9 protein-coding genes are annotated in these 3,732 nt (G+C 48.8%); all 9 read left to right on the forward strand.

The genetic code is table 11. The annotated features are described in order from the left end of the window. Positions 1-644: 644 nt before the first annotated feature. The 9 genes from P5674_RS23525 to P5674_RS23565 all read left to right on the forward strand — a co-directional run bounded on the left by P5674_RS23525 (position 645) and on the right by P5674_RS23565 (position 3,504). The gene (locus tag P5674_RS23525; protein ID WP_237766251.1) at positions 645-842 is read left to right on the forward strand and encodes an N-6 DNA methylase; all 198 of its coding nucleotides are present in this window, start codon (positions 645-647) and stop codon (positions 840-842) included. After that, positions 772-1,569: an N-6 DNA methylase gene (locus P5674_RS23530; protein ID WP_237766183.1), complete on the forward strand. Its 798-nt coding sequence runs from the start codon at positions 772-774 to the stop codon at positions 1,567-1,569. The genes P5674_RS23525 and P5674_RS23530 overlap by 71 nt, the downstream gene beginning before the upstream one ends. Next, positions 1,559-1,870 (forward strand): DUF1016 N-terminal domain-containing protein, encoded by a 312-nt coding sequence (locus P5674_RS23535; RefSeq protein ID WP_006616261.1) that lies wholly within the window; start codon positions 1,559-1,561, stop codon positions 1,868-1,870. Before P5674_RS23530 ends, P5674_RS23535 begins: the two co-directional genes overlap by 11 nt. Next, on the forward strand, positions 1,863-2,174 hold the full coding sequence (locus tag P5674_RS23540; RefSeq protein ID WP_006616260.1) for a nucleotidyltransferase family protein: 312 nt from the start codon (positions 1,863-1,865) through the stop codon (positions 2,172-2,174). Before P5674_RS23535 ends, P5674_RS23540 begins: the two co-directional genes overlap by 8 nt. Beyond that, entirely contained in the window at positions 2,171-2,299 is a 129-nt protein-coding gene (locus tag P5674_RS23545) for a hypothetical protein (RefSeq protein WP_006616259.1), read from the forward strand. The genes P5674_RS23540 and P5674_RS23545 overlap by 4 nt, the downstream gene beginning before the upstream one ends. A 6-nt stretch (positions 2,300-2,305) precedes the next feature. After that, entirely contained in the window at positions 2,306-2,437 is a 132-nt protein-coding gene (locus P5674_RS23550) for a HepT-like ribonuclease domain-containing protein (protein WP_286146605.1), read from the forward strand. A gap of 202 nt (positions 2,438-2,639) precedes the next feature. After that, on the forward strand, positions 2,640-2,888 hold the full coding sequence (locus P5674_RS23555; RefSeq protein ID WP_006616258.1) for a hypothetical protein: 249 nt from the start codon (positions 2,640-2,642) through the stop codon (positions 2,886-2,888). Positions 2,889-2,989: 101 nt separating this feature from the next. Beyond that, positions 2,990-3,220, forward strand: a complete 231-nt coding sequence (locus P5674_RS23560) for a UPF0175 family protein (RefSeq protein ID WP_006616257.1) — start codon at positions 2,990-2,992, stop codon at positions 3,218-3,220. Further along, positions 3,217-3,504 (forward strand): DUF3368 domain-containing protein, encoded by a 288-nt coding sequence (locus P5674_RS23565; RefSeq protein ID WP_006616256.1) that lies wholly within the window; start codon positions 3,217-3,219, stop codon positions 3,502-3,504. The genes P5674_RS23560 and P5674_RS23565 overlap by 4 nt, the downstream gene beginning before the upstream one ends. Positions 3,505-3,732 lie beyond the last annotated feature (228 nt).

Here is a 3,732-nt window from a genome sequence, read left to right on the forward strand (position 1 = left end):
TTTGTTGGTAGCGAGTAGGCTCCTCAATATTTCACCAATAATCTGACTCCCATAGATAACCGGATAGGCAGCCTGATATCGTTGTACATTGATAGGAGTATCGTTGTACATTGATAACCTAGTGGGTTCCCCCTACGGCTACCTACAGCTATCATGTTGACTTTGAGCCATAGATAAATCCCACTGCGATCGCACTCATTACCGTCCTATTATTAGCACTGGTAGCTTTAGGCAATACCCTGCAAAATTGAACCCATACCCTCCCCCTAACCGGAACAGACATATTAGGGGAACTGACCGTTGCGATAACAGTCAACAGTGACGCTAGGAACCGCTAGGCTTGCTGTTGACGGGTATCGCTAGGGAAGTACCCTATCGGTGTTTGGTTAGGGGGAGATAGTAGGCATTTGACAGATTGATTAAGTTGTGCTTATTGACTGAGTAATCAACCTATTGACAGAATTATTTTCCTGTGCTAGGACTAGATTGTGAGTAATATCTGAGTAATTCAATAGGATATAGGGGTTGAGTAATAACCCGCTATCGCTGTCAGGATAAGGGTTTATAGTTAACGCTACCCGACGCTGGAGATGCTGCAACCCTACCAGGGGCGCGTGTATGACCCTTGCTGCGGTTCGGGGGGAATGTTTGTGCAGTCGGAAAAGTTTGTGGAAGACCACGCCGGGCGGAGGGGCGATATTGCCATCTATGGGCAGGAGAGCAACTACACCACCTGGCGGCTGTGCAAGATGAACCTGGCGGTGCGGGGGATTGATTCCGATATTCGCTGGAATTCCGAGGGGGTCGTTTCACAAAAACGAACTGCCCGATTTGCGGGCTGACTTCATTCTGGCGAATCCGCCCTTTAATATTTCCGATTGGGGCGGGGACAGGCTGCGGGAAGATGTCCGCTGGCGGTTTGGCATTCCGCCTACCGGCAATGCTAACTATGCCTGGTTGCAGCATATCTGGCACCATCTCGCCCCGACGGGTACTGCGGGGGTGGTGTTGGCGAATGGGTCGATGTCGTCGCAGCAGAGCGGCGAGGGGGAGATCCGCAAGGCTATGATTGAGGGGGATGCGATCGACTGCATGATTGCCTTGCCGGGGCAGTTGTTTTATTCGACCCAGATTCCGGCTTGTCTGTGGTTTTTGGCAAAGGATAAGTCAAACGGCATCGCGCGGGATAAGAAGTTAAGAGACCGCCGGCGGGAGATCCTGTTTATTGATGCCCGCAAGTTGGGCTACATGGTGGACAGAACCCGGCGGGAGTTTAGCGATGAGGACGTGGCGCAGATTGCGGATACCTACCACCACTGGCGAGAAGGGAGCCGTTATGAGGATGTGCCGGGGTTCTGTAAGTCTGCCAGTTTAGACGACATCCGGGGGCATAACTACGTGCTGACACCGGGGCGGTATGTGGGGGCGGCGGCGGCTGAGGAAGACGACGTGCCCTTTGAGGAGCGGATGGCGGAATTGACGGGGAAGCTGGGGGAACAGTTTAAGGAGTCGGCACGGCTGGAGGCGGCGATTCGGGAGAATTTGCGAGGGTTGGGCTATGACTTTTGAGAGGATGCCAGAAGGTTATGGCGCGTTGCCCGCTGACCTGAAGCAGCGGATGCGAGCGGCTCAGGTGCGGGCGGATCTGGCGGTTAACCGAGAGTTGGTTTTGTTGTATTGGCAAATTGGGCGGGAAATTTTAGCACGGCAGGCTCAGGAGGGCTGGGGCGCAAAGGTGATTACTCCCCTTCTTGCCCGGTATCAGCAGGAGTTACCGCAGGAGTTGCGGGCGGTTTTGCCCAGTGTGGCGCAGTTGGAGATGGCGTTAAATGAAATTACAGAAGTTGGCGGAGGGGCGAATGATGAGTGACCTAAAAGAAAAACCCAATCTTAATTTACTACGACAAAAACGTGAGGACATTCTCGCTATTGCTCAAAAACACGGAGCAAAGAATGTAAGGATTTTTGGCTCTGTGGCGCGAGGTGAGGCTGATGAGGATAGTGATATTGATTTCTTGATTGACTACGACCTAGAAAAAATTACCCCTTGGTTTCCTGCGGGTTTATTGCTCGATTTGGAGAATTTACTCCAGCGTAAGGTGGATGTGGCTACGGTGGATATGCTGAAAGCCCGCATTAAGGATCGAGTTTTAAGTGAGGCGATCGCTTTATGAGAAAACCAGAGGAGCGCTTACAGGATATTTTAGATGCTATTGAGGCGATCGAGCGATATGTAAGCCAAGGGAGGAGTGCTTTTGAGGATCAAGAATTAGTTCAAGTTTGGATTGTTCATCATTGACAAATTATTGGAGAAGCAGCCAATGATCTACCGCATGAGTTAACTGATATGTATCCACAAGTTCCTTGGGTACAAATTATGGCATTCAGAAATATTATTGTTCATGAGTATTTCCGCTTGTCTTTGAATTTGGTTTAGTCAATTGTTGTTCATGATTTACCGAGGCTAAAATTTCAGGTTATTCAAATATTGTCAGAAGTTGGTGTAGGGGGCGATCTCTGAGTGAATGAAAAGCACAAAATCTGTATTTTGACGCTAGGATGGCTCATGATTTAGAGGAGGTAGATATTGTTGCATATTTGGGAATGTTTGCATTTAGTTTATTGGTGGAGGGTTAATCATGTTAAAAGCAGTAGAAGCCATTATTGAACCAGACGGAACGATTCGCACTTTGGAGCCTTTGCGAGTTGAGGTGGCGACAAGGGCGATCGTGACGGTGCTTGCCCCTCTACCTACCAATGGGGCAGGGAACGGAGCCAAAATTCTGGCATTGTTACAATCACCTCGATTGGCAAACCGTCCTGTAGCTGACCCTTTGGAAGTGGCAAAACGGATTGAGAATTTACGCAATGACTGGGAGCGAGAATGAAAGACGCATTCAGAAATTCTGGCAGATTATGATGATTTAGAGGAGGCGGATATTTTAGCGGATCTGGGAATGTTTTAAATTAATATACAGAGGATGAAACCATGTTTATGCAAGAACTAAAGCTCGAACTACCGTTTGAATTTTCGCCAGATGAAGTGAAACTACTACTGGCAATCAAGCTTTATGAGGTGGGCAGGCTTTCGATTGGACAAGCGGCAAAGGTGGCGGGTTATTCCCAACGACCATTTATGGAGATTTTGGGACATTATCATGTGCCTGTCTTTGCCTATTCTCCTGATGATTTAGCCGCAGAGGTTGACTTATTGTCATGAGTCAAAATCTGGGTCGATTGATTGTGGATGATCTGCAAGCTCGGAAAGTGGCTCAACGCTTGGCGGTGAAAATCACAGGAACTATGGGAATTTTAATTATAGCGAAGAACAGGGGAATGATTGATTCGGTTAAGGGGGTGATTGACTCTTTAGAATCGGTTGGGTTTTATGTGAGCGAAGCTCTGAAAGCCCAAGCGTTGAAGTTGGCGGGTGATGATGAGTCGATGACTGGAACGGTTAACAGCACTGATTCAGGAGAAGTTGGTGGAGGGGGCGATCGCTGAGTGAATGAAAAGCACAAAATCTGTATTTTGACGCTAGGATCGCTGGGGTGGCGGGTTCTCTCGCTGTAAGTGTATTTTATGATTTATTAAAGGTGGCGAGCGGCAATGCCGACGCTGTGCAAACGATGCCTAAAAAGATTGGGGAGTTAAAGGCTATGCTTAGAAAAGCGGCGCGAAACGTTCAGGCACGCGCATAGGGTTGCAATACCCGAAATAACTGCCCGGTGC

Origin of the sequence: Limnospira sp. PMC 289.06 (assembly GCF_032350395.1) — a bacterium.
Classification (GTDB): Bacteria; Cyanobacteriota; Cyanobacteriia; order Cyanobacteriales; family Microcoleaceae; genus Limnospira; species Limnospira platensis.

Coding starts and splice junctions, on each gene's coding strand:
- P5674_RS23525 (WP_237766251.1), top strand. CDS start 645: ATGTTTGTGCAGTCGGAAAAGTTTGTGGAAGACCACGCCGGGCGGAGG.
- P5674_RS23535 (WP_006616261.1), top strand. CDS start 1,559: ATGACTTTTGAGAGGATGCCAGAAGGTTATGGCGCGTTGCCCGCTGAC.
- P5674_RS23540 (WP_006616260.1), top strand. CDS start 1,863: ATGAGTGACCTAAAAGAAAAACCCAATCTTAATTTACTACGACAAAAA.
- P5674_RS23545 (WP_006616259.1), top strand. CDS start 2,171: ATGAGAAAACCAGAGGAGCGCTTACAGGATATTTTAGATGCTATTGAG.
- P5674_RS23555 (WP_006616258.1), top strand. CDS start 2,640: ATGTTAAAAGCAGTAGAAGCCATTATTGAACCAGACGGAACGATTCGC.
- P5674_RS23560 (WP_006616257.1), top strand. CDS start 2,990: ATGTTTATGCAAGAACTAAAGCTCGAACTACCGTTTGAATTTTCGCCA.
- P5674_RS23565 (WP_006616256.1), top strand. CDS start 3,217: ATGAGTCAAAATCTGGGTCGATTGATTGTGGATGATCTGCAAGCTCGG.